The organism is Pseudonocardia hierapolitana (assembly GCF_007994075.1).
Lineage (GTDB): Bacteria > Actinomycetota > Actinomycetes > Mycobacteriales > Pseudonocardiaceae > Pseudonocardia > Pseudonocardia hierapolitana.
Genome location: NZ_VIWU01000001.1, coordinates 1,867,105 through 1,892,200, shown reverse-complemented (window position 1 = coordinate 1,892,200; position 25,096 = coordinate 1,867,105). Strand labels below are relative to the sequence as shown.

Sequence of the window (25,096 nt, the reverse complement as noted above, 5' to 3'; positions counted from 1 at the left end):
ATGCACCTCGTGGTCCGCCCGGCCCCGGCGCTGTGGCTGTTCCTCCCGCCGCGGCGGCGGTGTGCCAGCTTCGTGGTGTCCTACGACGGCAGCGCGTCGCTCGGGCACGTCGTCCAGGCCGTCGGGATCCCGCTGACGGAGGTGGCGGCGCCGGACGTCGACGGCGCTCGCTCCGACGTGTCACACCGGCCGCACGACGGCGCCGTGATCGAACTCAGGCCGCCTCCACGCCCGCAGCCGCTGCCGGACGGTGCGGGGTTCCTGCTCGACGTCCACCTCGGATCGCTCGCCCGCAGGCTGCGCCTGCTCGGCGTCGACACCGCGTACGGCAACGACGCCGAGGACGCCCATCTCGTCGATCAGGCCGGGCGGGAGCGCCGGGTCCTGCTCACCCAGGACCGCGGCCTGCTGATGCGGCGCGCGCTGTGGGCGGGCGCGTACGTGCGCGGGCACGGCGCGGACGCGCAGCTGGCCGACGTGCTGGACCGGTTCGCGCCGCCGCTCGCCCCGTGGACGCGCTGCTCGGCCTGCAACGGCGAGCTGGCGGACGTGCCGAAACAGCAGGTCGCCGACCTGCTGGAACCAGGCACCCGCCGCTGCTACGAGCGGTTCGCCCGCTGCACGTCCTGCGGCCGCGTGTACTGGCGGGGCGCGCACGGGCGCCGGCTCGACGCGGTGGTCGCGGATGCCCTCAGAACGCGCCCACCATGGCGGTCATGACGTCGTTCGTGTTCAACGTGACCTTCGACTGCACCGATCCGCGCCGCGTCGCGGCCTTCTGGGCCGGGGCCACCGGGTACGAGGTGGCCGAGGAGCGGCCCGACTTCGTGCGGCTGCGCGCCACCGACCCCCGCGGTGTCCGGCACATGCTCTTCTTCCAGGTCCCGGAGCCCAAGTCGGGCAAGAACCGGGTGCACGTGGACCTCGCGACCCGCGATCCGGACGCCGAGATCGACCGGCTCGTCGCCCTCGGCGCGACGAAGGGCGAGCACCGCTCCGGCAACGGAACGAGCTGGACGGTCATGCGGGATCCGGAGGGCAACGAGTTCTGCATCGGTTGACGGTTGCCGACGCACCCCGTTCCGGGTCGCGCTACCCGCTTCGGCCCGCGGTCCCCGTCGACGGGGACCGTCGACCGAGGCGGGGTGCGTCAGGGTTGGAACCGGAAGGTGCTCGGCTCGCCCGCGGCGATCGCGCGCAGGTGCTCCGGGGCGTTCGTGAGCTCGTGCAGGCTCCGGCCGTCGCGCATCGCGGCCGCCACCTCGGCCTCGACGCGCTCGATCTCCTCCGCCCGGTCCACTGCGGCGGCGATGCGCTCGGGCGGGGCGATGAGCAGGCCGTCGTCGTCGCCGACGACGAGGTCGTCGGGCCGCACCTCGACCCCGCCGAACGTCACCGGTTCCTGCACGACCACCGGCCCGAGCGCGGGGCCTGCCGCGGGCGTCGTGCCGCGGGCGAACACCGGCAGCCCCACCCGGCGCATCCCGCGCAGGTCGCGGCAGAACCCGTCGACGACGATCCCGGCGAGCCCGCGCCTGCGCCCCTCGGTGGCGAACAGCTCCCCGGACGCGGCGAGCGGGCGGCCGTCGGTGGCCACCACGAGCACGGTGCCCGGCTCCGCGCGGCCGATCGCGTCGATCATGCCGAGCAGGTCGCCGTCGGCGCGGACGGTGAACGCGACGCCCACCAGGGTGACGTCGGGCAGCAGCGCCCGGATCGCCGGGTCGCACACCGGCAGCGTCTTGTCGGCGTCCGACAGCGACGAGACCTGCAGCCGCGTCAGCCGCGTGACCAGCTCGTCCATCACCCCTCCATGAACCGTTCGAGCGCGGCCACGGTCTCCTCCGGCCGCTCCTCCACGAGGTAGTGCCCCGCGTCCAGCCCCACACCGGTCACGTCGGTGGCGTGCTCGCGCCACACCGCGACCGGGTTGTCCGGGCCGCGCCCGACGACACCACGCGTGCCCCACATCGCCAGCAGCGGCGCCTCGACGCGGCGGCCCACGTCGGCCCGGTCGTGCTCCAGGTCGATCGAGGCGCCTGCCCGGTAGTCCTCCATCATCGCGTGCCGCGCGTCCGGGTCGGCGAACACGCGCTCGTACTCGGCCACCGCCTCCGGGGCGAACGCGTCGACCCGGCCGCCGAACCTGCCCAACACGGTGTGCAGGTAGCCGATGGGATCGCCTGCGATGAGCCGTTCCGGGACGTCGTAGGGCTGGATGTAGAAGAACCAGTGGTAGTAGGCCGTGGCCAGCCTGCGGTCGACGTGGCTGTAGACGTGCAGCGTGGGCAGGATGTCGAGTACGGCCAGGCGGGTGACCGCCTCCGGTGCGTCGAGCGCCATCCGGTGCGTGACCCGGGCGCCGCGGTCGTGCCCGATCACGGCGAAGCGCTCGTGCCCGAGCGAGCGCATCAACGCCACCTGGTCGGCGGCCATCGCGCGGAACGAGTAGGCCGCGTGGTCGTCGCCGGACGGCGGGCGGCTGGAGTCGCCGTATCCCCGCAGGTCGGCGGCCACGACCGTGTACCGCTGCGCCAGCGCGGGCGCCACCTGGTGCCACATCGCCGATGTCTGGGGGAACCCGTGCAGCAGCAGCACCGGTGGCCCGGTGCCGCTGTGCACGGCGTTGATGGTCGCCTCGCCGGTGTCGACCCTGACCCGCTCGAACCCGTCGAACACGATCTCGGACCGTACCGGCGATCAGCCGGTCACGGGAGGTCGTGGCCGGTGGTGCTGTCGACGTGGTCGGGGATCTCGCCCTCGTGCCGGTCGCCCGTGGTGGAGGTTCCGGTCGGCTCGAACATCAGGATCGACCCGCCGGGGGAGGAGGGCTTGTGCTCCGTGCCCTTCGGCACGACGAAGGTGTCGCCCTCGTGCAGCACGACGGTGCGCTCGGTGCCGTCGGCCTCCCGGACCGCCACGTCGAAGCGGCCGTCCAGGACCAGGAAGAACTCGTCGGTGTCCTCGTGCACGTGCCAGACGTGCTCGCCCCGGGTGTGGGCGATGCGCACGTCGTAGTCGTTCATCCGCGCCACGATCCGCGGGCTGTACACCTCGTGGAACGAGGCGAGCGCGGTGGTCAGGTTGACCGGGTCGGTCGTCGTCATGCACTGATCGTCCCCGGCGTGCCGCGCACGTTCTTGTACGAACGTGCTCGGGTTTGGCGGCGGCCGAGTTCGGTCACTCCTTGGCAGCCCGGCCGGCGGCTCGGCCCCCCTCCCGCTCTGCCGGCCGGGCTCCCGGTTGATCGACGGAATCCGGTGGTTCGGCAGGATAGATTCCGCACGGTGGATCACCCGAGGGTCGAACCGTCGATCAGAGCCATGGCCGATCTGGCCACTCCCATGTCCATCCGGGTGGCAGCGACGCTCGGCCTGGTGGAGCTCGCGGGTGGCGAAGGGGCAACGGCGGAGCGGCTCGCCTCCGAGACGGGAACCGCGGCCCCCGCCATGCGGTGCCTGCTCGATCACCTGGTCACGATCGGCGTCTTCGACCGCGATCCGGATTCCGGTGCCTACCGACCCACGAAGCTCGGCGCCCAGATGGGCGACGACGCCCCGGAAGGGATCAAACCCCTGCTCGACATCAACGCCGCTGGGGGGCGTGCCGAGCTCGGCTTCGTCGAACTGCTCGGGACGGTCACCACAGGCATTCCCGGCTACGTGCGGCGGTACGGGCGCGACTTCTGGGCGGACCTCGACGCGCGGCCGGAGCTGCGGCGCTCGTTCGACGCCCAGATGAACTGGCGATTCCAGGTGCAGGCGACGCAGATCGCCGAACGCTTCGGCTGGAGCCGCTTCTCCGAGGTGCTCGACGTCGGCGGGGGCGACGGGTTGGTGCTCGCCGCGATCCTGCACGCCCATCCCGGCCTTCGCGGACGGGTCCTGGACCTGCATCCGACGGCTGCCGCTGCCGCCGACAGGTTCGCGCGAGCGGGGGTCGGTGACCGGGCCGCCGCGGTTCCCGGCAGCTTCTTCGACCCCCTGCCGACGGGGGCCGACGCCTACCTCCTGTCCGACATCCTGCACGACTGGGACGACGAGCACGCCCGCACGATCCTGGCCGGGTGCCGCCGCGCCGCTGCACCGGACGGCACCGTCGTGGTGATCGAGAGCGCGGGGGCGGCGGGTACCGCGATGGACTTGTTCATGCTGATGTGCTTCGGCGGCCGGGAACGGACGGTAGACGAGCTGGTCGAGCTGGCCGTCGGCTGCGGACTCGTGCTCCGCGGATCAGGACCGGTGGCGGACGGGCGGACGGTGCTGGAGTTCGGCGTCGCACCGTCCGCGTGATCAACAGGTCGGACCGGTGCCGTTCGCCTGGCGACCGTCGCGGGGAGCGACGCTCATGCCGACCATGACGGTGTCGCCCTCGACGACGCCTTCCGCCCTCCGGACGGCGTTCTTGACGGGCAGGACGTACCCGCCGTTCCTGGGCAGCAGCGAGGTCTCCCACTCGGTGGCGCCGATGCGCGCACGCACGGGGACCGCTCCCCAGCCGTAGGACGCCGCGGCCGCCTCGGCACGGATGGAGGCGCAGTCGTCCTCGGGGACCGTCAGCCAGTAGAACGGAGCCGGTCCGCGCCACTCGAACAACTCGGCGCTGAACACCAGATCCACGCGGGGCACGGTACCGCTCGACCGGCTTCGACCAGAACGACGAGAGCGAGAAGGATGGCGCCGTGGCGGACGACTCCACAACGGTCGAGCTCGACCTGTCCGAACTCCGGGTGGTCACCGCCTACGCGGTGGCGTGCGCGCGGCCGGCGCTGGAGATCTTCGAACGGGACCGCCCCGACGATCCGCGCCCACGAGCAGCGATCGACGCCGCCCAGGCGTTCGCGGACGGGGGCAGGCGCACCAAGGCGATCCGCGACTGCGCGTGGGCGGCACAGCGGGCTGCCCAGGAAACCCGCGACGCGGGACAGGCCGCGGCGAGCGACGCCGCGCGCGCGGCGCTCGCCGCGGCCAGCGCGGCGTTCCTCCACCCCCTGGCCAAAGCCACTCAGGTCAAGCACATCCTCGGATCGGCCGCGCACGCCGCACGAGCGTTCGAGCTCGCGGCCGGGGACCCCGCAGTCGGCGCCGAGCACATCGCGCAGTCGCGGAACCTCGCCGACCCCGTCGTGGTCGACGTCCTGAGGCGCTACCCGGCAGCCCCGGGCGGCGGCGGGCGGGTCGGGGAGCTGATGCGTCGGCTGGACGCGTCCCTCCGGTGACACAGGGAGGCCCGGAGGATCCTCCGGACCGGCCCTGACCTGGTCGGGGTGGCGGGATTTGAACCCACGGCCCCTCGCTCCCAAAGCGAGTGCGCTACCAAGCTGCGCCACACCCCGTCGGACGGAGTCTAGGCGGCGCCCCGGACGTCGGGACACCGGATACCGGGTGGCTCCGAGACCTGCCGGGTGGTCGGGTAGCCTCGGGGGTACGCGGGCGTAGCTCAATGGTAGAGCCCCAGTCTTCCAAACTGGCTACGCGGGTTCGATTCCCGTCGCCCGCTCCAGCGGTTCTACCAGCGACAACGATGGTTGCTTCCGATCAGTGGAACGGCCGCCGTTGCCGTTCGTGCCCGAAATGTCCGGCCGTGGTTGGGCTGGATCGCCGCCTGCGCGATGCGGACACGGCCGTCCTCGACGAGCAGGTGCCGCCGTTGCAGACCCACCGGCCCTTCGTCCGGCTCGTACGTGCCGGCGCCCTTGACGACTGAACAGCGCCACAGCGCAGCACGACAACGGATGCTCATCGGTGCAGGGCTGGGAGGCGTGCGGTCGGTGCCACTGCTCGAAGAAGAACGGCACGCCCCTGCTCACGCAGGCGTCGCGCAGCTGCCTCACCCACGCCGGGTCCATCGACCGGGCACCCGCTCCGGACTCGCCAGCCGCGACACCCAGCCGATCCCGTCCAGGTCGACGCCGTCGAGCGGTCCGAGCAGCGGCTCGCAGGACAGGAACCGGACCGCAGCCGGCACCTGCCGGAGTCGCCGACGCGGTGGGCGACGTCGTCGTTCTCGACCGACACGCCCATTCAAGAGTCACTCCTCCCAGGCCCGCCCTCCCGGGCAAGCCAGATCAGATGACACCCGTCCGTGCGGCAGTCCCGTTCTTGCGTTGGTTGGCGTTGAAACGCGCCTTCTTCTGACGATTCCCGCACGTGTTCATGTCACACCATTTGCGGGAGCGACTTTGACTGGTGTCGAAGAAGGCAGCTCGGCAGGTCGGCGATGCACACAAGGCTAATTTTCCGTCTCGTTCGCCTGCAATGATGCTGATCGCGTCGGCGGCGATTACGCTTAGGGCATCTTCTACGCAGGAAGCCGAGCTGAGTCGCCATTGACGATTGCCCTCGGGCGTCAGGATTGCCGCGGCCCGACCCTGAATGCTGCAGTCATTGATGGTTTGGATAGCCGACGCAGGGAGAGCGTCCTGGATCGCAGTCGCTGTCGCGGCGGCGTGAATTGATTCCCTCAGTTCCCGAGCGAGTTCGAGCTGGGCGGTGGTGCAGGAGTCCACGGCTAGGCCGTTCGCTGCCAGCCAGTCGACGAGCCGCTGCGGCGTGGGAATGCGCTCCACGGCGTTGCCATGACGCTCCGTCAGAGTCCCCGTGAAGCTGGTCGCTAGCACGTTACCGAGGCGAAAATCAGGGAACCTAGCGCGCATGGAACCACCTTAGCCTCGATCGTCCATTCGAGGACCGCATCCGGCACCCAAAGACTCGGGGCTGGGTCGGTTCCCGTCGCGGGAGTTCGCGATCAACACCTGGTTGATGCACACCCAGATCGCCGCCGACCTGGTCGCCTGGACTCGACTGCTCGCCCTGACCGGCGACGTGCAGGTCCTGGCTGCGTGCGAGCCGAAGGCCATGCGCTACCGATTTCTCCACGTCCCAGCCCGACTCACCCTCGGCGCCCGCAGGCGACGGATGCGCGTACCTGAAAGCCTGGCCCTGGGCAGCCGCGATCGTCGCGATGCCCGCCGACATTCGCAACCCGCCTGACCAGACCCTGTCCACCCACGAGGAACCTCGGAGACCCGTAGCCCGGCAGCGCCGGCCGGCACCCCGCCATGCCCGCCAGTGCACCCGGAGAGCCTGGTCGCAGACCGGGGTTCGCTGGTTGCACGCCGGCATGAGGACATGCTAGAACCGCCTTAGCCGGTTCACAAGAGGTCGTAGCCGGTTCCGCGATGGCCAGGAGGTCTCATGCCCCGTCCAGCCGGCGACGTGCAAGCATTCGAAGCCCACGCAACTGACGCTGACCTCGACGATCTGCGCGCGCGATTGGCCGCGGCGCGGCTACCGGAGGCCGAGACGGTCTATCGCGCCGCGCCCGACCCTCGCCGATGGGAACAGGGCGTTCCTCTCGCCGACCTCGTCGATGTCGTGAACTACTGGCGCACCGGGTACGACTGGCGGTCGTTCGAAGATCGCCTCAACCGTATCGGCCAGTTCCGCACGACCATTGATGATCTGGGAATCCACTTCCTGCACCGCCGATCCGCGCGCGCAGATGCCACTCCTCTGATCCTGACGCACGGCTGGCCGGGCAGCATTGCCGAGTTCATCGATGTGGTAGACGAGCTGGCAGATCCGAAGGATGCAGACGCACCAGCGTTCCACGTCGTGGTTCCATCGCTACCAGGCTTTGGTTACAGCGACAAGCCGGCCACCACCGGGTGGGGAACCGAAAAGATCGCGGCCGCATGGGTGGAACTGATGGGAAGGCTCGGCTACAGCGAGTTCGCAGCCCACGGCGGCGACTGGGGAGGTAATATCACCACGGTTCTCGGCGGCAGGTTCGCGACGCACGTTCTCGGCATCCACACAACGTTCGCGGAGGGACCGCCCGGGTTGACAACGGACGGGCTGACGGCGGTCGAGCGCAAGTGGACCGAGGAAACCCGCGACTTCTACGAGGGCCCCCGCGGCGCATACGCGAAGCAGCAGGCGAGCCGACCGCAGACCATCGGCTACTCGCTCGTCGACTCACCGGTCGGGCTTCTTGCCTGGATCCTCGACAAGTTCGCCGAGTGGTCAGACACCGAAGACGGCCCGTTCGAGACGATTTCCAGAGACAGGGTTCTCGACGACGTCACCCTGTATTGGCTGACGCGGACCGGCGCATCAGCGGCCCGCATCTACTACGAAAGCCACAACTCGCTGGACCCCGAACTTCGGGTCGACGTGCCGTCAGCAATCACCATGTATCCCCGCGACATCGAGAAGTGTCCGCGCCCCTGGGCGCAGGAGCGGTACCGACAGATCGTCCGATGGGGCTCGCCCGAAATCGGGGGACATTTCCCGTCCCTGGAGGTTCCCGAGTATTTCGTCAAGGACCTGCAAGAAGGCCTCGCGGCAGTGCTGGCCGCTAGTCGGTGAACGCGGCTGGGTGCCGGGACTCGAATTAGTCCGGAGATCTGAGCTGTGCGCCGAATACTCTGCGGCGAGGGGTCTCGGCCAAAAATGCCACCAGCCGCTATCGTCGTTTCATCGAGCAGGTCCGACGGGATAGTTGGCGGTGCTCTCGGCCAACGGCAACTCGTTCGTGCGCGGGCCGGGCGGTGAGCTCGTCGTCAGGCCGTCGAGGGTGACCGTGCCAAGGAACTCGAAGCGGTCGATCTGGAAGGGGAGGTTCTCTCCGGTGAGCGGCAGCGGAGAGTTCATCAGGTGAAAGTGCAGGTGGGCCTCGCTGCTGTTGCCCGAGTTGCCCAGGTTCCCGATCTGCTGCCCCTTCGTCACCCTGTCGCCTGCTCGCACGGACGCGGAACCCGGCTTCAGATGAGCGTAGAAGGCGTAGGCGCCCGCGCCGAGGTCGAGGACGATCTGGTTACCGCCGTACTGGTCCAGGCGCAGCCCGGTCGGGAACACGTGCGGGGGCTGGTCCGGCACGTCGGAGACGACGGAGACCACGGTGGCGTCCGCGACTGCCACCAAGGGCTGGTTGTAGGCCAGGTAGTCCTCGTTGCGCGTCGGGTCTCCGCGGAACGTGGCCACCACCCCTGTCCGGACGTCGACGAGCGGCTGGGCGGACAGGTCGAATCGCACCCAGTCGACGGCAAACCGTTCGGTCCCGTTGATCCGTCCGCCGATCGGCAGCATCGCGCTGCGGTGGGGGGACACCGTGCAGCAGGCGTTGAGCGCCACCCAGCTGTCGCCCTGAAGCGGCGGAGCGATCACGAGCGGCGCCCGGCTGCTGTGGCAGATCGAGCCGCCCACCTGGCTCACCTGCTCCGGATACACCCCGGCAACCTCCCGCTGGTCCGCGGTGGGGGGCGCGAAGCTCGCCTCCACCCGGTGCGTGACGATCGGCGGAATTGCGCCGCGGTCGTCGTAGACGTCGTCGAGGAGCAGGATCGCGGTCTGCCCGCCGGGAATCGAGGTGACGGGCGAGGGCTCCCGCGGGTACGAGCCCACGCGCAAGGTCCGCATCACGAGCTCGTCGCCCTGCAATCTGGTCAGCACGCGGTGCGCGGCGTCGTCGGTCAAGGTCTCGACCTTGATGAGCGTGGTGGCGCGGGGCGCCGCGTTGAGCACCGCGAGTTCGTAGGCGACGTGGTACTTGCCGTCGGTGCCCCTCACCGGGATGGGATCGGGCGCCACCCCCGTGACGACGAGCGGCGAGATCTCGTCGCGGGCGGCCGTCGGAACGGCCTGCGCAGCGGATCCACATCGAGGCGAGGGCACAGACGACGACGTCGCGTCCCCACCGGGCGAGCATCCGGCCGCGACCAGCAGCACAGATGATCCGATGCACACCATCAGCCGGCACGGACTGGCCATCATCGTGCCCTTCACCGGTACCGATCGGGAGCCTTGCGCACCATCTCCCCACCGACGCCCATCTACCCACGACGCCGCCGAGGTCGGCCACGCGCGGCCAACAAGGGACCGACCAGCATCCCGCACACAGCCAGTTCGCCGAGGCCCCGAGGCGGAGCATCTTCGTCGACCGAATGGCCGCCGTTCGCCATCGTCGCTGGTGTACGCCCTCGGCCGCTGCACGCTCGGCCACCCCGCCCCGGGCTCTGTGGTCGAGCGCCGAGTCGGATGAGGCGATCCCGATGCGGATGGAGACGCTGCGATTCGTCGCCGTCCTCACGCTCGTCACGGTGTGCAGCGAGCCGACGATCCCGGCAGAGCCCGGCAGCGGCAGCCCGCCGGCGTCGCCGAACGACTGGCTGCGTCGACCCAGTGGCATGTCCTGGTCGACCGAGCACCTCGGCCCTTGTCGACGATCGAGCGGCTTGATGGACGTGTCTCTGCCGCAAACCCCCAGATGAACGGCGAGGCGATGTTCCGGACGCCGGCGACCGGCTCGCGCGGAACGCCAAGGGTGTTCCTCGCGTCACACCGACTAGAACCTGACATCAATGTCATGGATTAGCTTTCCGTCGTCCTCGGGCCGAGCGCCGGAGGACGGTGAGAAAGGAATCTGCAATGAGCACAGCCCTGGGGTACCGGACTTTCGGTGCAGCCGATGTCCAGGAGTTCTTCGATCGGCCCGATCCGTCGCCCGGTCCTGCCGAGGTCCTCATCCGCGTCGCGGCTGCGGGAATCAACCCGCTCGATCACCTGCTCCGTTCCGGATATGTCCGCGAGTTGAACGGTCACGTGCCCTTTCCCCAGGTCCTGGGGATGGAGGCGGCTGGGACCGTCCTGGCGGTGGGTGACGAGGTGACCGGCCTGGCCGTCGGCGACCGGGTAACCGGGTTCGCTCTGACCGGTGCAGGCACGTACGTGGGGACGACTCTGCTGCTCGCCGAGTCCACGGCTCGCATCCCCGACGCGCTGCCGGAGACCTGGGCGGCGACCATCCCCGTCGCCGGCACCACCGCGCTCGACGTCCTCGACCAGCTCGCGTTGCCCGCTGGGGCGTCGCTGTTGGTGAACGGGATCGGCGGTGGCGTCGGAATGGCCGTGGCCCAGATCGCGCGCGACCGCGGTCTGGTCGTTGTCGGCACCGGCAGCGCGGCCAAGCGGGATCTTGCGACCAGGACCGGAGCGACCTTCGTCGACTACACCGCCGGCGATGTCGTGGACCGGCTCCGGGCGCACGCCCCGGACGGCTTCGACGCCGTGGTCGACACGGTCGGGGGTGACTCCTTGCGCGGCGTCGCCCCGCTGGCGGCGAAGCCGGACGCGCTCGTCTCCGTCGGGGACCTGTCGGTGACCGAACTCGGCGGCGTGTTCGTCCGTCGCCGCCTCGACCGGAGCGGCCTCGAGCGCGTTGCCGAGCTGATGGCTACCGGGCGGCTCGATCCGAACATCACGGCGACCTATCCGCTCGCGCGGGCGGGGGAAGCACTGGCACTCGTCGAGTCCCACCACGCGTCGGGCAAGCTCGTCATCGACATGAGGCTCTGACCTCACGATGCGCAGTCGTGGAAGTGGAAGCCGGCCCGCTTCGCCCGAGCTGCGCAAGATCACCACGACTGCGCCATGATCACCGGATGTCGCTCCTCCGCTCCGACGCACTGACGGTGCGGCAGGACTACGGCCAGTTCGCACTGATCGCCGGCGACACGGACGACGACGATCTCGTCGAGCTGATCGACGCTGCGAACGACGCGGACAACATCGCTCAGGGAAACGCGATCCTGGTCGTCCTGTCGCCGCATCAGAACAACTTCGCGCTGGGCCTGACTGTCGAGCAGTGGAGCAGCAGGCCGCCCGACGACCTGGATGCCTGGGAGGAAGGGTTCGAAGCCTCTCTCACGGTCGGCGATCTCGGACTGGTCTACATGTCCCCGACCGACACCTACGTCCAGCTGGACGTCCCCTCGGGGGCATACCGGGCTCGAATCGTCGGGCGCGGGTTCGTCAACCGCGGGTGGCCGGGCTCGACGACACCTGGTGACGTCTGGCGAATCCAGGTCTGGCCGTGCACCGAGCACGCCGCGCCCCGGCGTATCGCGCGGTGAGAGACCCCGAGCATCAGGTGACCGGGTTCCGCCCGGACCCACCGCTTCGGAGATCCACATGCTCGCGCGGACCGGCGGTTGGCGCCCCTGAACGTCGTCAACTTCAGGTTGACGATCGACGATCGTCAACCTAGGGTTGACGCATGAGCCCGCTCAACATCAGCCTCGCTGACCTGATCGCCCGCCTCGACGAGGAACTCCCCGACGCCGACGACCTGGCTCGCATCAGCGAGGCGCACCTACGTGCCCAGACCCTGTCCGACCTCGGTGACCAGCTCGTCGGCCACTACGTCGGCAAGGCCAAGCAGGCCGGCGCGTCGTGGAGCGAGATCGGCGACGCCATCGGGGTGTCGAAGCAGGCCGCCCAGAAGCGCCACGCGCCCGCCCCGTTCGAGCGGTTCACCGACTTGAACCGGCACAGCATCGTGCTGGCCCAGGAGGCCGCCCGAACGCACAAGCACGACTTCATCGGCACCGAACACATCCTGCTCGGCCTGCTCGGCGAACCGCGGGGCCTGGCGTACGAGGTGCTGATGGCGAAGACCGAGTCGGAGCAGCGCATCCGCGACGCGATCGAGGAAGCGCTGCCGCCGGCCGGGAAGAAGGCGCCGCGGGGGCACATCGCGTTCCGGCCGGAGAGCAAGGAGGCCATCGACCAGGCACTCCGCGCGTCGGCCGACCTCGGCCACGACTGGGTCGGCACGGAACACACGCTGCTGGGCCTGATCCGCACCGAGGGGAGCGGGGCCGCGCAGATCCTGCGCAACCTCGGCTTCACGTCGGACGAGCTGCACGAGACGGTCAAGACCGAGATCACCACACGGTTCGCCGGGCGCGACGAGTCGTAACGAACGATCGCTCGCCGCCCCGGGCGGCCCGAGTCGATCGAGGGGCGCGGCTCGGCGGGCGCCTCCGCGCCGCCCAGTGACGCCTGAGCCCACGAGAGACGAAAAATGGGAAGGAGACCGACTCCTTCCGTTTTCAACATATAACACGCCCCCGGCCTTGCGGCAAGACCCCATTCATGCCGCACAATTCCGGCCGAATGCCGGAGCTGGGAAACGGGGAGTGCTGTAGTGCGGGTCCTGTTGGCGACGTGGGGGTCTCGAGGGGACGTCGAGCCGTTGCTGGGGCTGGCGCTCGAGCTGCGCGCACAGGGCGTCGACGTGCGGATGTGCGCGCCGCCGGACTTCGCGGGGCGGGTGGCCGAGGGCGGCGTCGCGTTCGTGCCGATGGGCTTCGCGGTGCGTGAGCTGGTGGCCTCGAAGCCGTCACCCGTGGAGGTGGCTGCCGCATTGGTCGCCCAGCACTTCGATGTGGTGGGGAAGGCGGCCGAGGACTGCGACGCGGTGGTGGCGACGGGCCTGATGCCCGCGGGCGTGCGGTCCGTGGCCGAGCACCTCGGCATCCCCTACGTGCTCGCCTGCTTCCACCAGCTCGGGATCCCGTCGTTGCGCCACCGGCCGGGGCAGCGGCCGGGGAAGCCGTTCCCGCCGGGCGAGGCCGACCTCCGGGTGCTGTGGAAGATCGATGCCGAGCGGGTCGACGCGTTGTACCGCGAGCCGCTCAACACGCGCCGGGCCGCGCTCGGTCTGCCGCCGGTGGACAACGTCCGAGACCACGTCCTCACCTCGCAGCCGTGGCTCGCGGCGGACCCGGTGCTCTGGCCGCTCCAGGACGTGCTGGGGTTCGACGTCGTGCAGACCGGCGCGTGGATCATGCCGGACGACCGGCCGCTGCCCGCGGACCTCGTGGATTTCCTGGAGGCGGGCGAACCCCCGGTGTACGTGGGTTTCGGCAGCATGCAGATGGCCGGCGCTCCCGCCGCGGCCGCGGTGGCCGTCGAGGCGATCCGCGCGCAAGGCCGCCGCGCGTTGGTCTCCCGGGGTTGGGCGGACCTGGCGTTGATCGACGAGAAGGACGACTGCTTCGCCGTCCGTGAGGCGAACCACCGCGAGCTGTTCCGGCGCGTGGCAGCGGTCGTGCACCACGGCGGCGCCGGCACGACGACGGCGGCCGCGCTGGCGGGGGCACCGCAGGTGATCGTGCCGCAGATCGTGGATCAGCCGTACTGGGCGCAGCGCGTGGCCGCGCTGGGCATCGGTGCGGCTCACGACGGTCCGACGCCGGCCGTCGAATCCCTGTCCACCGCGCTCGGACTCGCTCTCCGCGCTGACACCGGTGCTCGGGCCGAAGAAGTGAGCAGCACCATCCGTACCGACGGTGCGTCGGTGGCGGCGAGGAAGCTCATCGACCTGATCGGCCAGGTGCCGGAATGACCAGCGCTCCGATCCGTTGGAACGGGGTGGACGGCGGTCTGCCGCAGGGAGGGACGGGAGTCGATGAGCCTTCGTCAGTTCGAGTACGCCTTGGCCGTTGCCGAGCAGGGCTCGGTGACGGCGGCGGCGGAGCTGCTGCGCGTCGCTCAACCGTCGATGTCCCAGCAGATCCGCAATCTCGAGCGGGAACTCGGCGTGAAGCTGTTCGCCCGCACTCCGACCGGGCTGGTGCCCACCGTGGCCGGCCGCGCGTTCCTGCGGGAGGCGGAGGTCGCGGTGCGGGCGGCGCGGCGGGCGAGGGCGACGGCGCGGGCCGGTGCCGACGACCTGGTGGGCGAGCTGGTGGTCGCGGCGCAGCTGGGCTTCGGCACGCGGCAGCTGCCGGGCGCGCTGAGCGCGCTGCGCCGCCGCTTCCCGCGGGTGGAGGTCACCGTCTTCGAGGAGCCGAGCTCCGCCGAGATGGACCGGCTGTGCCGCCGGGGGGTGCTGGACCTCACGCTGATGGCCAAGTGCGAGCGGAGCCCCGCCGACGCCCACCGCCTCGGCGACGAGGAGTTCGTCGTGGTGCTGGGCGCCGGGCACCCGCAGCTCGCCGCGGACCGGGTCGAGCTGCGCGCGCTGGCGGGGGAGCCGTGGGTCAGGTTCGACCGCGACAGCGGGCTCGACGCCGTGCTGCTGTACGCGCTGCGGGATCACGACCCGGCCCCGATCACGGCCGCCCGCGTGTCGCAGACGGCCACGGCCGTGCGCTGGGCCGCCGACGGGCTGGGGGTGGCGCTCGTCCCGGCCTCCGCGGTGCCCCACGGTTACGAGCACCTCGTGCGCCCGGTGTTCCCGGTCGTGTCCCAGCCCGTCATCGCCGTGGTCCGGCAACACGCGGGCCCGGCGGAGACGGCCCTGCTCGAACTCCTGCGTCAGGAGAGCTGGTACAACGCCGCCGCCCCCATCTCACTCGTGTCCTGACGTGTGGCCTGCCGACCCGGCGAGCCGCACGACGACGTTGCCGCGGTGCACGCCGGCGAGGAGCTCGTCCTGGGCGGTGACGGCGCGCTGGAGGGTGCCGTCGAGGAGCGTGCGCGCGAACCTGATCCGGCCGTCGGCGTACCACTGGGCGTAGTGGGAGCTCCAGGCCTCGATCTGCTCGGGCGTGTGCCTGGTGCTGAAGGGGCGGATCTGCACCTCCCGGGCGATCGCGGTCATGAGGTCGAGGCGGGGGTGCCCGCCGTCGCCGCCGATCTGTCCGGCGAGGGTGCCGCACAGCGCGAAGCGGGCACCGGGCGCCGCGTGCCGCAGCGCTGCCTCGAACTGAGCGCCGCCGATGGTGTCGAAGAAGACGGTGATGCCGTCGGGGGCGAGCTCGGTGAGCCGCTCGTCGAGGTCGTCGCCCCGGTGGTCGATGGCGGCGTCGAGGCCGAGCTCGTCGACGAGGTAGCGGGCCTTCTCGGGCCCGCCGGCGATGCCGATGACGGACGCGGCGCCACGTGCATTGGCGATCTGTGCGGCCATCGACCCGACGCCGCCGGCCGCGCCGCTGACGAGGACGACATCGCCCTCGCCCACGCCGGCGATGTCCACGATGCCGTGGTAGGCGGGCACGCCCTGGTTGAGCAGGTACTCCGGTCCGGGGAAGACGCCGTCGGGCACGGGGAACGCCTCGCCAGGCTCCAGGATGCTCTCCTCCCGCCAGCCGGACGTGTGCAGCACGACGGTTCCGACCGGCAGGTCGTCGGCGCGTGACTCGACGACCCTGCCGATGGCGGGGCCGTGGATCGGCTCGCCGACCCGGAAGACGGGCACCGGGATCTGGCTGGTCGCGAACATCAGGTCACCGCTGGCTGCGATCACCTGCTGGAACAGGTTCCGCACCCGGACCTGACCGGCAGCCGGCTCCTGCGGAGGGAGCGTGACCACCTCGAGCACCGAGCTGGGCGGCTGGGCCAGGTCCGTGCGGTGCGCCCGCAGGACGACGGCGGATGGGCCCTGGACGGTCATGATGAGGCCTCTCAGAGCTGCGTGCGGCCGCCGTCGACGGCGAACTCCGCACCGGTGGTGTACGTGGCGTCGAAGGCGAGGAATGCGGCCGCCCTGGCGAACTCGTCGAGGGTGCCGAAACGCTGCATGGGATTGTCCGCGACCACCTGCGCCTTGAACTGCTCGGCGGCCTCCTCGCTCATCATCTTCTCCAGGATCCCCGTGTCGATGGGCCCGGGGCTGATCGCATTGACCCGGATTCCGCGCGGAAGCAGTTCGCGGGAGAAGTTGCGGGCCATCGAGCGCAGTGCTGCCTTTCCTGCCGCGTAGACGCTGGCGTCCCGCATGCCGATGGCGTTCGCGGCCGAGGTGGTGAGGACGACGCCTGCGCCCGTGCTCAACAGCGGGGCGAGCTTCTGCACGGTGAAGAGGGCGCCCTTGACGTTGATCGCGAACATCTCGTCGTACACCTGCTCGGTGATCGTCTCGAAGGGGGTGGTGCCTGCGATGCCGGCGTTGACGAACAGGGCCTCGATCGTGCCCAGTTCGCCCTTCACCCGGTCGGCCAGGGCATCCAGGTCGGACAGTGAGGCGACATCGCCCCGGACGGCCACCGCGTTCGTGCCGAGCTGCTCCCGTGCGGCGTCGAGCGTGGCCTGCGATCGGCCGGTGATCACGACCCGGGCTCCGCCGTCCACCAGGAGCTTCGCCAACGCGAACCCCATACCGGAGCCGCCGCCCGTGATCACTGCGTTCTTGTCGCTGTACATGTCCATGCTCCTGTCAACCCCGGGGGTATTCGCCGCCGTCGACGCCGAGAACCTGCCCGGTCAGCCAGCTCGCCCGGTCGGACACGAGGAACAGCACCGCGTGGGCGATGTCGTCGGGCTGACCGTCGCGCCCAAGCGGAGGGGTGCCGACCGCGCCCGGCCCCAGGTCCAGGCTCGCCCAGTACTCCCGCGTCGCCTCGCCGCCGGGCGTGGCGGTCCTGCCAGGGCTCACGGTGTTGACCCGGACCCCGAACGGGGCCAGCTCAGCGGCCAGCCCCCGGCTGTAGTTCTCCAGCGCCACCTTCGCCGCCTGGTAGTGCAGGAACGGTGGTGCCGGGGGGACGACCGCGGCCGTGGACACGTGCACGATCGCCCCCGAACGCCGTTCCCGCATCCCCGGTGCCAGCAGCGAGTCCAGCCGCACCGACGACAGGAAGTTGAGGTCCAGCGCGTCCTGCCACTCCTCGTCGGGAATGGCCAGAGCGGCCTTGTGCGGTCGCGCCCCACCCACGTTGTGGACCAGGACGTCCACCCCGCCGAGCACCTCCTGCGCGGCAGCGGCGAGCGTCTCCGCTCCGGCCCGTGTTCGCACGTCGGCCTCCACGAAGGCGGCCCCCTCGGGCACCGTGCTCGTCGCCGACCTGGCGGTCGTGAGCACCTCGGCGCCCGCGTCCAGCAGCTGGCGCACTATGGCCGCTCCGATTCCGCGAGAACCACCCGTGACCAGGGCCCGCTTTCCCTTGAGTTCTTGCGTTCCCGATCCGTTTCCGATCGCGGTCATGCCGCAGGTCCTCTCGATCGTGTCCTAGTTCGCTCGACGAAAGAGGTGGCGTGCGCAGCGCGAATCTTCGGAGAAGTCGCGATGGGTGCCTCGTTCGAGCTGTTTCACGGTACGTCCGGAAAGGATCGAGAGGCAAAGACGAAATGTCAGCAGGCGCCATAGGGAGTTCCTATGACGCCCCGGTGGTAGGGCGATGACGGCACCGAAAACGGCGGCCCGGCCGCTCGGGATCGCTCGTTCGCCGAGGGCGTGCGGCGGCTATGACACGCCGCCGGCTAGACCTTGCGGGCCAGCAGGTAGGCGTGCGCGGTGCGCTCGCCCGGGTCGGGCTCGCGCACGGCGTGGGCGTGGACGGGCAGCCCGGCGTCGGCGAGCAGCGCGCTGACGGGCTCGGGGCGGCGGCGGTGGAACACCAGCGCGATCTCGTGGCCCCACGCCTCGGACATCCGCAGCGGCTCGTCGCCGACCTGGAACGCGAGCAGCGCGTGGCCGCCCGGCGCCAGCACGCGGTGGAACTCGGCGAACACCTGTGGCAGCAGGTCGTCGGGGATGTGGATCGTCGAGTAGTACGCCATGAGGCCGGCGAGCGCGGCGTCCGGCACGTCGAGGTCGGTCATGGAGCCGACATCGAAACGCAGCCCCGGGTGGTCGCGGCGGGCGATCGCCAGCATCCCCGGGGACAGGTCGATCCCGAAGACGTCGACCCCGAGGCCGTGCAGGTGGCCGGTGACGCGGCCGGTGCCGCACCCGATGTCGGCGACCGGCCCGCCGCCCGCGGTGAGCACGAGCTCGGCGAACGTGGCGAGGACTGCCCGGTCCAGCGGCCGGCCCGCCAGTTCGTCCTTCCAGCGCTCGGCAGCGTCGGTCGCGACGGCGTCGTAGGACGCACGGGTGGAGGTGAGGAAGGCAGGCTCGGTCACGGGGGCGGACCGTAGCGAGGAAGTCCGACAGGATCTGTCGATCCGGCGCGTCGCCGTTCGTATGGAGGATGAACCACAGGAGGAGGAGACACGATGGCCCGATACATGCTCGGCATCTACCAGCCCGCAGGCGACCCGCCGCCTCCCGAGATCCTCGAGCCGATCATGCGGGACCTGGATGCGGTGAACCAGGAGATGCGTGCGGCCGGCGCGTGGGTGTTCGCCGCCGGTCTGCACGATCCGAGCACTGCCACGGTGCTGCGCGCGCAGGAGGGGGAGGTGCTGGTCACGGACGGCCCGTTCGCCGAGGGCAAGGAGCACCTCGGCGGCTTCACGATCATCGAGGCACCCGACCTCGACGCCGCGCTCGCGTGGGGGCGCAAGGTCGCCCGCGCGCTGACGCTCCCGATCGAGGTGCGGCCGCTGCACGTCGGGAGCTGCTGACGGGCCGTGCTGTCCACCGCCGAGATCGAGGGTGTCTTCACCCGGGAGTACGGGCGGGCCGTGGCCGTCCTGACCCGCGTCTTCGGCGACATCGACGTCGCCGAGGAGGCGGTCCAGGACGCCTTCACGACCGCGGTGGAGCGCTGGCCGCAGAGCGGCCTGCCCCCGAGCCCGGCCGGCTGGATCATCACCACCGCCCGCAACCGGGCGGTCGACCGCCTCCGCCGCGAGGCCTCCCGCGCGGACCGGCACGCGCAGGCCGCACTGCTCCACGCCGGTGCCGACGAACCCGACGAGGAGCTCGCCGTGCGCGACGACCGCTTGCGGTTGATCTTCACCTGCTGCCACCCCGCCCTGGCGACGGCCGCCCAGGTCGCGCTGACGCTGCGGCTGCTCGGCGGCCTGACCACCGCCGAGATCGCCCGTGCGTTCCTGGTGCCGGAGCCGACGATGGCGCAGCGGATCGTCCGGGCGAAGGGCAAGATCCGCAAGGCCGGGATCCCGTACCGCGTGCCGGACGAGGCCGAGCTGCCGGACCGGCTGCGCGCGGTGCTCGCCGTCGTCTACCTCGTGTTCAACGAGGGGTACACGGCGAGTGAGGGTGAGCGGCTCGTCCGCGAGGACCTCTGCGCGGAGGCGATCCGGCTCGGCCGGTTGCTGGTCGAGCTGATGCCGGACGAACCCGAGGCCGTCGGCCTGCTCGCGTTGATGCTGCTCGTCGAGTCCCGGCGGCCCGCCCGCACGACGCCGGACGGCGATCTCGTGCTGCTCGCCGACCAGGACCGCGGGCTGTGGGACCGCGCGCTCGTGGCCGAGGGGCAGGCGCTGGTCCGGCGGTGCCTGCGCCGCGGGCGGCCGGGCCCGTACCAGATCCAGGCGGCCGTCCAGGCCGTGCACAGCGACGCACCCACGGCGCAGGCGACGGACTGGCGCCAGATCGTGGCGCTCTACGACCAGCTGCTCGCGGTGGCGCCGAGCCCGGTGGTGGCGCTGAACCGGGCCGTCGCCGTCGCCGAGGTCGACGGGCCTGCGGCAGGCCTGCAGCTGGTCGACGCGCTGGACCTCGGCGGCTACCAGGTGTTCCACGCCGTGCGGGCGGACCTGCTGCGGCGGCTCGGCCGGGACGCCGAAGCCGGCGCGGCCTACGCCGCCGCGATCGACCGGGCCGGCAACGCCGCCGAACGCGCCTTCCTGGAACGGAGGCGGTCCGAGCTCGGGCGCCGATGATCACCCGGGCGCGCCGTGCCGGTCGCCCGCGCGGGGCGTGCACACGTCGCCACGGAACGTGACGAAGATCCGCAGCCTTCCCGGGGGAACCGCGGAAGGTGATCACGAAGGGTGGCTCGCTTCCCCGCCGATCAGGGCCTAAACGTGCCTTTTGCGCTCGGGCACACGATGGTGGGACAGCCGTGGTAGTGGCGGTGGGCGCGAGGTTAGTTTTCTGTCTGTCAGTTGCGACCGCACAGTGTTCACCCATTCAGGAGACGAACGTGTGGAAGAAAGCAGGAATCGTCGTATCCGCGAGCCTGGCGGCCGTGCTGGCGCTCGCTCCGATGGCCCACGCGGGCCCATCGCCGGAGGGCGAGGACCGCGGGGACGATGCGGAACAGGTCATCACCGGCGACGACGCGCCACAGGACGGCCTGGTCAACCTCGGTGACCTCAACCTGTTGAACGGCGTGAACGTCTGTCCGGACGTCACCGCCGTGCTCGGACTGGGCAACGTGCTCGGCATCCTCGGCAGCGGCTCGTCGGACCCGAACGTCGCCGACGCCCCGATCACGTGTGAGACGACGGCGAAACGCTGACCGGTCGATGGAAGAACACGAGAAACGGCACCCGACCCGGGGTGCCGTTTCTCGATTCCTCGTCCGGATCAGTGGCCGCGGGTCGGGAGCCGATCCGCGATCGAGGCGCGCCGGCCCCACGCGATGACGGCGGCGAGCACGAAGATGATGGCGGGCGTCGTGACCATCACCGGTTCGCCCAGCACCACCGCCTGGGTGTAGGCCGCCCCGATCATCAGGGCCATCAGGCCGACGGCCGCGGGTCCGGCCAGGCGTGGCACCATCAGGCCGATGCCACCGGCGAGCTCGACGGCGCCGACGAAGTACCGGAGCCACTGCCCGGCGCCGATCTCGGTGAAGATCTGCACGGCGTACGGGTCACCCCAGAACTTGGGTGCCGCCGACGCGACGACGAAGAAGACTCCCAACAGGATCTGCAGGACCCACAGTGCGCGGTGGGCGGCGCTGGAGCGGGTCTGGGCGACGGTGGTCATCGGGTCCTCCGGGGTGGCGCGTTCGTGCTGTCAGGGGTAGGACCTGGGGCCACGTCAGAACTCATCGCTCGGGGGTGCGGCCGTGGCGGGTGGGGCCTCCGAGCCGGGCAGGTCGGTGCTCGACCGGGCACTCGCGGTGCTGGGCTCGTTCTCCGACGAGCGCCCGGAGCAGACGCTCGGGCAGATCGTGGCCGCCACCGGGCTCGCCGCCGCCACCGTGCACCGGCTCGTCGCCGAGCTCGTGGCCTGGGGCGCGCTGGAACGCCCCGGGCGCGGGCGGTACCGGATCGGTATCCGGCTGTGGCAGATCGGCGCCCTCGCGCCGTTGGCCCGGGACCTGCGCGACGCCGCGCTCCCGTTCCTGCAGGACCTCGGCGCCGTCACGGGCCAGGTGGTGCACCTCGTCGTGCTCGACGGCCACCAGGCGCTGTTCCTCGAACGGCTGCCAGGGCACGCGGAGGTGACCGTGCGGTCCCGGGTGGGCCGCCGCATGCCCGCCCACGCCAGCGGCCCGGGAAAGGTGCTGCTCGCGTACGCGCCACCCGCGTTCGTCGCCGAGGTGGTGGCGCGCGGGCTGCCCCGCATGGCGGCGGGCACCATCACCGACCCGCACGAGCTGGCCGTCGCCCTCGCCGAGGTGCGCCGGGCCGGCTACTGCCTCTCCCGCGACGAGATGACCGACGGCGCGGCCTCGGTCGCCGCGCCGATCATCGGCCCGTCGGGCGACGTGGTGGCCAGCGTGTCCGTGGTGGTCCCCAGCAGCACCGAGAACCTGCAACCCCTGGTGCCGGCAGTGCGGCTGACGGCAGCGGCCGTGGGCCGCGCCCTCATCCCCGGGGTGGATGTTCCGCTCAGTGCGAGGAACTCCTGACACGGGCCGCGAGGGGTGCAGATACTCCCGGCCCATGGCCGCGGATCCAATGCAGAATCCGACAGAGACCGGGAACGACGCGACCCGGGAACGCGCCGGCTGGGTGGCACCGCTCGCCTGGTCGTCGGTGGCGCTCGAGGGCTTCGACCTGGTGGTGCTCGGCGTCGTGCTGTCGCCCATGCTCCGCGACGGCGTCTGGGGGCTCACGCCGAACGCCGGGGCGCTGATCTCGTCGGTGGGGCTCGTCGGGGTGATGGTCGGGGCGATCGCGATCGGCACCGTCACCGACATCATCGGGCGCCGCCGCACCATGCTGATCACCGTCACCGGCTTCTCGGTGCTCACGCTGCTCTGCGCGCTCGCGCCGGACCCGTGGACGTTCGGCGCGCTGCGCTTCCTCGCAGGTCTCGGGCTCGGCGGTGTGCTGCCGGTGGCGATCGCGCTGGTCAACGAGTACGCCAAGGTCGGCAAGGGCGGCGGCGCCACCACCGTGCTGATGACCGGCTACCACGTCGGTGCCGTGATCACCGCGCTGCTCGGGATCGTCGTCATCCCGGCCCTCGGCTGGCGGGCGATGTTCGTGATCGGCGCGCTGCCCGCCCTCGTCCTGGTCCCGTTGATCTTCCGGTACCTGCCCGAGTCGGCGTCGTTCCTGCAGGAGAAGCCGCGCGAGCGGCACAACCCGGTCGCGATCCTGTTCGGCGGCGGGCACCTGCGCGCCACCATCGCGTTCTGGGTGACGTCGTTCATGGGCCTGCTGCTGGTCTACGGCCTCAACACGTGGTTGCCCGAGATCATGCGGTCGGCCGGGTACGAGCTGGGCGCGGCGCTCGCACTGCTCCTCGTGCTGAACGTCGGCGCGATCCTCGGCCTGCTGGTGGCCGGGCAGGTGGCAAACCGGATCGGGGTCCGGCCCGCGGTGATCGCCTGGTTCGCCGCCGCGGCGCTCTTCCTCGCCGTGCTGAGCATCCGGCTGCCCGGGATCGGCGTGTACATCGGCGTGCTGCTGGCGGGCGTGTTCGTGTTCAGCGCGCAGGTGCTCGTCTACGCCTACGTCAGCCAGCTCTACCCGGCGGCTGCGCGCGGCACCGCGATCGGCGCGGCCAGCGGCGTGGGGCGCTTCGGCGCGATCAGCGGCCCGCTGATCGGCGGGGCGCTCCTGACCGCGGGCATCGCCTACCCGTGGGGCTTCTACGTGTTCGCGGTGGTGGCGGCGATCGGTGCGGTCTCCGTCGCCGCGGTCGGCGTCAGCGCGACGAAGGGGGCCGCGTGACCCGCACCGTCCGGGACGCCACGTTCGACGTCCTGCGCCACCACCGGCTCACCACGATCTTCGCGAACCCCGGTTCGACCGAGGTCGCGTTCCTCACCGACCTGCCCGACGACATCGCGTTCGTCCTCGCGCTGCACGAGGGCTCCGTGGTCGGCATGGCGACCGGGTGGGCGACCGCGCTGGACCGGCCCGCCCTGGTCAACCTGCACACCACGGCCGGGCTGGGGAACGCGGTCGGGGCGCTGGCCACGGCGCGGGTGAACCGCGTGCCGCTCGTCGTGCTGGTGGGCCAGCAGGACCGCCGCCACCTCGCGCTCCAGCCGTTCCTCGCCGGTGAGCTGGAGGGGCTGGCCGGCAACTACCCGGTGTGGGTGCGCACACCGGCGCGGCCGCAGGACGTGCCCGGCGCGGTGGCACGGGCCTGGCACGAGGCGCGTGCCGGCAGGGGACCGGCGCTGGTGATCGTGCCGAGCGACGACTGGTCGGCTCCCGCCGAGGACGGCCCGGTACCGGCCCCCGCGGTGCTGCACCGGGCAGACGCCGTCGACCCCACCGTCGTCGACGAGCTCGCCGCCGTGGTCGCCGGGTCGGCGTCACCCGCTCTCGTGGTGGGGGCGGACGCCGACGACGCCGACGCCTGGAACGCGCTCGTCCGGCTCGCGGAACGGCTGCGCTGCCCCGTGTGGCAGGAGCCCTTCGCGGCGCGCGCCGGGTTCCCGCAGGACCACCCGCAGTTCGCCGGGCACCTGCCCGCCGGGCGGGCCGGGCTGCGGGACGCGCTCGCCGGTCACGACCTCGTGCTCGCGGTGGGGGCGCCGGTGTTCCGGCAGTACCCGTACGAGGAGGGGCCGCTCGTCGTCGCGGGCACGGCGGTCGCGATCGTCACCGACGACCCGGAGGACGCCCACCACAGCCCGGCCGACCTCGCCGTGCTCGCGAACCCGGCCGCGGTCTGCGCGCTGCTCGCCGAACGGGTGCCGGACCGGTCGCAGGCCGCGCCGCCCGCCGTCTCCCGCGCCTGCGCCCCTGCGGAGCCGGGCGAGGGTGAGCCGCTGCGGGCGGCGCACGTGATGGCGGCGCTCGCCGCGCGCGTCCCCGCGGAGACGGTCGTCGTCGAGGAGACGCCGTCCAGTCGCCCCGATCTGCACCGGCTCCTCCCCGCGCGCCGCCCGCTCGGGTTCCTCAGCGCCGCGATGGGCGGGCTGGGCTTCGGCCTGCCCGCCGCGATCGGGGTGCGGATGGCCGCTCCCGGCCGCCCGGTGGTCGCGGTGGTCGGCGACGGGTCGTCGCTCTACGGGATCCAGGCGCTGTGGAGCGCGGCGCACTACGGCGTCGGTGTGCTGTTCGTCGTGCTCGCCAACGGCCGCTACGCGATCATGGACCGGCTCGCCGAGCAGCGTGGTGGCAAGCCGCCGTGGCCGGGGTTCGAGGAGGTCAGTGTGGCCGGGCTCGCCGAGTCGCTCGGTTGCCCGGCCCGCCGCGTCACCGACCACGCCGGGCTCGTCGCGGCCCTCGACGAGGTGGTTCCCACCCTGGGCGAGCGGTCGCAGCCCCTCGTGCTGGAGGTGGCGGTCGAGGCGGACTGAAACTGC

General features: G+C 71.4%; 29 protein-coding genes, 2 tRNA genes and 1 pseudogene. 19 read left to right on the top strand and 13 right to left on the bottom strand.

Going from position 1 to position 25,096, the window contains the following annotated elements; translation table 11 throughout:
- Together FHX44_RS08910 and FHX44_RS08905 are read left to right on the top strand one after the other, a co-directional pair.
- On the top strand, positions 1-720 hold the full coding sequence (locus FHX44_RS08910) for a Mut7-C RNAse domain-containing protein (RefSeq protein WP_147255050.1): 720 nt from the start codon (positions 1-3) through the stop codon (positions 718-720).
- Entirely contained in the window at positions 717-1,061 is a 345-nt protein-coding gene (locus FHX44_RS08905; RefSeq protein WP_147255049.1) for a VOC family protein, read from the top strand. The genes FHX44_RS08910 and FHX44_RS08905 overlap by 4 nt, the downstream gene beginning before the upstream one ends.
- Before the next feature lie 89 nt (positions 1,062-1,150).
- Here the strand turns inward: FHX44_RS08905 and FHX44_RS08900 are convergent, their stop codons facing one another.
- Genes FHX44_RS08900 through FHX44_RS08890 form a run of 3 tightly spaced genes read right to left on the bottom strand, consistent with a single transcriptional unit; the run spans position 1,151 to position 3,107 of the window.
- On the bottom strand, positions 1,151-1,804 hold the full coding sequence (locus FHX44_RS08900) for an RraA family protein (protein ID WP_147255048.1): 654 nt from the start codon (positions 1,802-1,804) through the stop codon (positions 1,151-1,153).
- On the bottom strand, positions 1,804-2,679 hold the full coding sequence (locus tag FHX44_RS08895; RefSeq protein WP_147255047.1) for an alpha/beta fold hydrolase: 876 nt from the start codon (positions 2,677-2,679) through the stop codon (positions 1,804-1,806). The genes FHX44_RS08900 and FHX44_RS08895 overlap by 1 nt, the downstream gene beginning before the upstream one ends.
- A gap of 29 nt (positions 2,680-2,708) precedes the next feature.
- A complete protein-coding gene (locus FHX44_RS08890; RefSeq protein ID WP_147255046.1) occupies positions 2,709-3,107 on the bottom strand; it encodes a cupin domain-containing protein in 399 nt (132 codons plus the stop codon).
- A gap of 180 nt (positions 3,108-3,287) precedes the next feature.
- Between FHX44_RS08890 and FHX44_RS08885 the strand changes: the two genes are divergently transcribed.
- Positions 3,288-4,292 carry a methyltransferase gene (locus tag FHX44_RS08885; RefSeq protein WP_425469122.1) on the top strand — a complete coding sequence of 335 codons (1,005 nt, stop codon included), beginning with the start codon at positions 3,288-3,290 and terminating at the stop codon, positions 4,290-4,292.
- Here the strand turns inward: FHX44_RS08885 and FHX44_RS08880 are convergent, their stop codons facing one another.
- On the bottom strand, positions 4,293-4,619 hold the full coding sequence (locus FHX44_RS08880; RefSeq protein ID WP_147255045.1) for a DUF1905 domain-containing protein: 327 nt from the start codon (positions 4,617-4,619) through the stop codon (positions 4,293-4,295).
- 62 nt (positions 4,620-4,681) lie between these two features.
- Here FHX44_RS08880 and FHX44_RS08875 point away from each other — a divergent pair, with 62 nt between their 5' ends.
- Positions 4,682-5,218, top strand: coding sequence for a putative immunity protein (locus FHX44_RS08875; protein ID WP_147255044.1), 537 nt, complete (start codon positions 4,682-4,684; stop codon positions 5,216-5,218).
- Between the two features lie 40 nt (positions 5,219-5,258).
- On the opposite strand, the gene FHX44_RS08870 is transcribed toward FHX44_RS08875, so the two are convergent.
- Positions 5,259-5,335: transfer RNA gene (locus tag FHX44_RS08870), tRNA-Pro, on the bottom strand.
- Between the two features lie 93 nt (positions 5,336-5,428).
- Between FHX44_RS08870 and FHX44_RS08865 the strand changes: the two genes are divergently transcribed.
- A tRNA-Gly gene (locus tag FHX44_RS08865) sits at positions 5,429-5,502 on the top strand.
- A gap of 81 nt (positions 5,503-5,583) precedes the next feature.
- Positions 5,584-5,706: a hypothetical protein gene (locus tag FHX44_RS43805; protein ID WP_281287971.1), complete on the top strand. Its 123-nt coding sequence runs from the start codon at positions 5,584-5,586 to the stop codon at positions 5,704-5,706.
- Between the two features lie 58 nt (positions 5,707-5,764).
- Here FHX44_RS43805 and FHX44_RS43155 read toward each other — a convergent pair.
- Positions 5,765-5,967: pseudogene (locus tag FHX44_RS43155) on the bottom strand (DUF5131 family protein); the annotation flags it as partial.
- 100 nt (positions 5,968-6,067) lie between these two features.
- Positions 6,068-6,655 carry a CGNR zinc finger domain-containing protein gene (locus tag FHX44_RS08855; RefSeq protein WP_147255043.1) on the bottom strand — a complete coding sequence of 196 codons (588 nt, stop codon included), beginning with the start codon at positions 6,653-6,655 and terminating at the stop codon, positions 6,068-6,070.
- A gap of 106 nt (positions 6,656-6,761) precedes the next feature.
- Here FHX44_RS08855 and FHX44_RS08850 point away from each other — a divergent pair, with 106 nt between their 5' ends.
- Together FHX44_RS08850 and FHX44_RS08845 are read left to right on the top strand one after the other, a co-directional pair.
- Positions 6,762-6,992, top strand: coding sequence for a hypothetical protein (locus FHX44_RS08850; protein ID WP_246170273.1), 231 nt, complete (start codon positions 6,762-6,764; stop codon positions 6,990-6,992).
- A 204-nt stretch (positions 6,993-7,196) separates the two neighbouring features.
- Positions 7,197-8,372: an epoxide hydrolase family protein gene (locus FHX44_RS08845; RefSeq protein WP_147255042.1), complete on the top strand. Its 1,176-nt coding sequence runs from the start codon at positions 7,197-7,199 to the stop codon at positions 8,370-8,372.
- A 108-nt stretch (positions 8,373-8,480) separates the two neighbouring features.
- On the opposite strand, the gene FHX44_RS08840 is transcribed toward FHX44_RS08845, so the two are convergent.
- Positions 8,481-9,572 (bottom strand): M23 family metallopeptidase, encoded by a 1,092-nt coding sequence (locus FHX44_RS08840; RefSeq protein ID WP_170308842.1) that lies wholly within the window; start codon positions 9,570-9,572, stop codon positions 8,481-8,483.
- An 858-nt stretch (positions 9,573-10,430) separates the two neighbouring features.
- Between FHX44_RS08840 and FHX44_RS08835 the strand changes: the two genes are divergently transcribed.
- The 5 genes from FHX44_RS08835 (at position 10,431) to FHX44_RS08815 (ending at position 15,156) form a co-directional block, all read left to right on the top strand.
- The gene (locus tag FHX44_RS08835; RefSeq protein WP_147255040.1) at positions 10,431-11,357 is read left to right on the top strand and encodes an NADP-dependent oxidoreductase; all 927 of its coding nucleotides are present in this window, start codon (positions 10,431-10,433) and stop codon (positions 11,355-11,357) included.
- A 23-nt stretch (positions 11,358-11,380) separates the two neighbouring features.
- On the top strand, positions 11,381-11,914 hold the full coding sequence (locus tag FHX44_RS08830; protein ID WP_147255039.1) for a hypothetical protein: 534 nt from the start codon (positions 11,381-11,383) through the stop codon (positions 11,912-11,914).
- A gap of 143 nt (positions 11,915-12,057) precedes the next feature.
- Entirely contained in the window at positions 12,058-12,762 is a 705-nt protein-coding gene (locus FHX44_RS08825; RefSeq protein WP_147255038.1) for a Clp protease N-terminal domain-containing protein, read from the top strand.
- Positions 12,763-12,990: 228 nt separating this feature from the next.
- The gene (locus FHX44_RS08820) at positions 12,991-14,193 is read left to right on the top strand and encodes a glycosyltransferase (protein ID WP_147255037.1); all 1,203 of its coding nucleotides are present in this window, start codon (positions 12,991-12,993) and stop codon (positions 14,191-14,193) included.
- Between the two features lie 63 nt (positions 14,194-14,256).
- Positions 14,257-15,156: a LysR family transcriptional regulator gene (locus FHX44_RS08815; protein WP_147255036.1), complete on the top strand. Its 900-nt coding sequence runs from the start codon at positions 14,257-14,259 to the stop codon at positions 15,154-15,156.
- Here FHX44_RS08815 and FHX44_RS08810 read toward each other — a convergent pair.
- The 4 genes from FHX44_RS08810 to FHX44_RS08795 form a co-directional block, all read right to left on the bottom strand.
- A complete protein-coding gene (locus FHX44_RS08810; RefSeq protein ID WP_147255035.1) occupies positions 15,142-16,185 on the bottom strand; it encodes an MDR family NADP-dependent oxidoreductase in 1,044 nt (347 codons plus the stop codon). The genes FHX44_RS08815 and FHX44_RS08810 overlap by 15 nt on opposite strands.
- Before the next feature lie 11 nt (positions 16,186-16,196).
- Positions 16,197-16,934 carry an SDR family oxidoreductase gene (locus FHX44_RS08805; RefSeq protein ID WP_425469121.1) on the bottom strand — a complete coding sequence of 246 codons (738 nt, stop codon included), beginning with the start codon at positions 16,932-16,934 and terminating at the stop codon, positions 16,197-16,199.
- Between the two features lie 13 nt (positions 16,935-16,947).
- Complete coding sequence (locus tag FHX44_RS08800; protein ID WP_147255033.1) at positions 16,948-17,715, bottom strand: oxidoreductase; 768 nt, start codon at positions 17,713-17,715, stop codon at positions 16,948-16,950.
- 275 nt (positions 17,716-17,990) lie between these two features.
- A complete protein-coding gene (locus FHX44_RS08795; RefSeq protein ID WP_147255032.1) occupies positions 17,991-18,635 on the bottom strand; it encodes a class I SAM-dependent DNA methyltransferase in 645 nt (214 codons plus the stop codon).
- 93 nt (positions 18,636-18,728) lie between these two features.
- Here FHX44_RS08795 and FHX44_RS08790 point away from each other — a divergent pair, with 93 nt between their 5' ends.
- The 3 genes from FHX44_RS08790 (at position 18,729) to FHX44_RS08780 (ending at position 20,887) form a co-directional block, all read left to right on the top strand.
- Entirely contained in the window at positions 18,729-19,079 is a 351-nt protein-coding gene (locus FHX44_RS08790; protein WP_147255031.1) for a YciI family protein, read from the top strand.
- A gap of 6 nt (positions 19,080-19,085) precedes the next feature.
- The gene (locus FHX44_RS08785) at positions 19,086-20,306 is read left to right on the top strand and encodes an RNA polymerase sigma factor (RefSeq protein ID WP_147255030.1); all 1,221 of its coding nucleotides are present in this window, start codon (positions 19,086-19,088) and stop codon (positions 20,304-20,306) included.
- 263 nt (positions 20,307-20,569) lie between these two features.
- Entirely contained in the window at positions 20,570-20,887 is a 318-nt protein-coding gene (locus FHX44_RS08780; RefSeq protein ID WP_147255029.1) for a hypothetical protein, read from the top strand.
- Between the two features lie 68 nt (positions 20,888-20,955).
- Here FHX44_RS08780 and FHX44_RS08775 read toward each other — a convergent pair whose 3' ends face one another.
- On the bottom strand, positions 20,956-21,360 hold the full coding sequence (locus FHX44_RS08775; RefSeq protein WP_147255028.1) for a DoxX family protein: 405 nt from the start codon (positions 21,358-21,360) through the stop codon (positions 20,956-20,958).
- An 82-nt stretch (positions 21,361-21,442) separates the two neighbouring features.
- Here FHX44_RS08775 and FHX44_RS08770 point away from each other — a divergent pair, with 82 nt between their 5' ends.
- The 3 genes from FHX44_RS08770 to mdlC are packed head-to-tail and all read left to right on the top strand — an operon-like array spanning position 21,443 to position 25,090.
- Positions 21,443-22,231, top strand: coding sequence for an IclR family transcriptional regulator (locus FHX44_RS08770; protein WP_147255027.1), 789 nt, complete (start codon positions 21,443-21,445; stop codon positions 22,229-22,231).
- A 49-nt stretch (positions 22,232-22,280) separates the two neighbouring features.
- Complete coding sequence (locus tag FHX44_RS08765; RefSeq protein ID WP_147261015.1) at positions 22,281-23,504, top strand: MFS transporter; 1,224 nt, start codon at positions 22,281-22,283, stop codon at positions 23,502-23,504.
- Positions 23,501-25,090 carry a benzoylformate decarboxylase gene (gene mdlC / locus FHX44_RS08760; RefSeq protein WP_147255026.1) on the top strand — a complete coding sequence of 530 codons (1,590 nt, stop codon included), beginning with the start codon at positions 23,501-23,503 and terminating at the stop codon, positions 25,088-25,090. Before FHX44_RS08765 ends, mdlC begins: the two co-directional genes overlap by 4 nt.
- Positions 25,091-25,096: the final 6 nt, after the last annotated feature.